The organism is Streptomyces sp. NPDC043876, assembly GCF_056435825.1.
On sequence record NZ_JBWKDV010000065.1, the window covers coordinates 1 to 1,647 of the forward strand.

The window sequence follows — 1,647 nt, forward strand, 5'->3', positions numbered from 1 at the left end:
TCGCCGCACATGGACGGCATGCTGGAGGACTTCCGTGAGGTGGTGGCGGGGCTGGAGTTCGCCGCTCCGCGGATCCCGATCGTTTCCAATCTGACGGGTGCGCTGGTCTCGGACGAGATGGGTTCGGCCGACTTCTGGGTGCGGCACGTCCGGGAGGCGGTTCGCTTCCTCGATGGTGTGCGGACGCTTGAGGCCGCGGGTGTGACGACGTACGTCGAACTCGGTCCGGACGGTGTCCTCTCCGCCCTGGCCCAGGAATGCCTCACCGGCGACACCGCTGACACCGTATTCGTCCCCGCACTGCGCACGGGCCGCCCCGAGGCCGAGGCCGTCACGACGGCGCTCGCCCAGGCCTTCGCCCACGGCGTCACTGTCGACTGGAGCACCTACTACCGGGGCACCGGCGCCCGGCGTGTGGACCTGCCGACGTACGCGTTCCAGCGTCGGCGGTTCTGGCTGAGTGCGGCGGCGTTCGCGGCCGGGGATCCGGAGTCCATTGGTCTGGGCGAGGTGGCGCACCCGCTGTTGGGTGCGGCTGTGACGCTGGCCGACTCGGAAGGGGTCCTGTTCGCGGGTCGTCTGTCGCTCGATACCCATCCGTGGATCGCCGACCACACCATCCTGGGTGGCGTGTTGCTGCCGGGTACTGCCTTTGTGGATCTGGCGGTGCGTGCGGGTGATGAGGTGGGTTGCGATGTGGTGGAGGAGTTGACGCTGGAGGCGCCGTTGGTGTTGCCGGAGCGTGGGGGTGTTCAGCTTCAGCTGGTGGTCGAGGGGGCTGTGGAGGCGGGTGGTCGGCCGTTCGGTGTGTACTCGCGTCGTCAGGACGCGCCGGCGGATGAGCCCTGGACCCGCCACGCGACGGGCGTCCTCGCCACCGGCGCCCAGCCCGAAGCGGCACAGGACTTCGCGGACTTGGCCGTCTGGCCGCCGCAGGGTGCCGATCCTGTCGACATCGACGGGCTGTACGGAGAACTCGCAGGGGACGGAATGGCCTACGGGCCGCTCTTCCAGGGGTTGAAGTCGGCCTGGCGCCGGGATGGTGTGCTGTTCACCGAGGTGGTGTTGCCGGAGGCTGGTCAGCGGGATGCGGCGCGGTTCGGGCTGCATCCGGCGCTGCTGGATGCCGGTCTGCACGCCATCGGGCACGGCGACCCGGCCGGGCAGGACTCGCCGGGCGCGCTCCTGCCGTTCTCGTGGGCGGGGGTGTCGTTGTACGCCGTGGGTGCCTCGGCGCTGCGGATGCGTCTGACGCCGCATTCGGCGCAGGACCCGCATACTTTGGCGCTGCTGGTGGCTGATGAGACCGGTGGTCCGGTTGCCTCGGTGGAGTCGTTGATGTTGCGTCCTGCTTCGGCCGCTCAGGTGGGTGCGGTTGGTGCGGTTGGTGCCGGGCATGTGGAGTCGTTGTTCCGGGTGGAGTGGGTGCCGGCGCGGGTGGTTCCTGCTTCTGCCTCTGGTCTTCGGTGGGCGGTGCTGGGTGGTCCTGATGTGGTGGGGCTGGCGGGTACGGGGGCTCAGGTCGCCGAGTATGCGGATGTGGCGGCTCTGGTTGCGGCGCTGGAGAGAGGCGAGCCTCTTCCGGACGCGGTGTTCGTGCCGCCGGCGGCCGGTCAGGAGGACGGCGACACCGTGGACTGCGTCCAC

Annotated in this window: 1 protein-coding gene; it reads left to right on the forward strand. The window is 69.8% G+C overall.

All coding sequences use genetic code 11. The features are described 5' to 3' along the window. Nucleotides 1–18 precede the first annotated feature (18 nt). A partial coding sequence (locus tag AC0693_RS38760; protein ID WP_478804633.1) for a polyketide synthase dehydratase domain-containing protein occupies nt 19–1,647 on the forward strand: 1,629 nt, incomplete at its 3' end.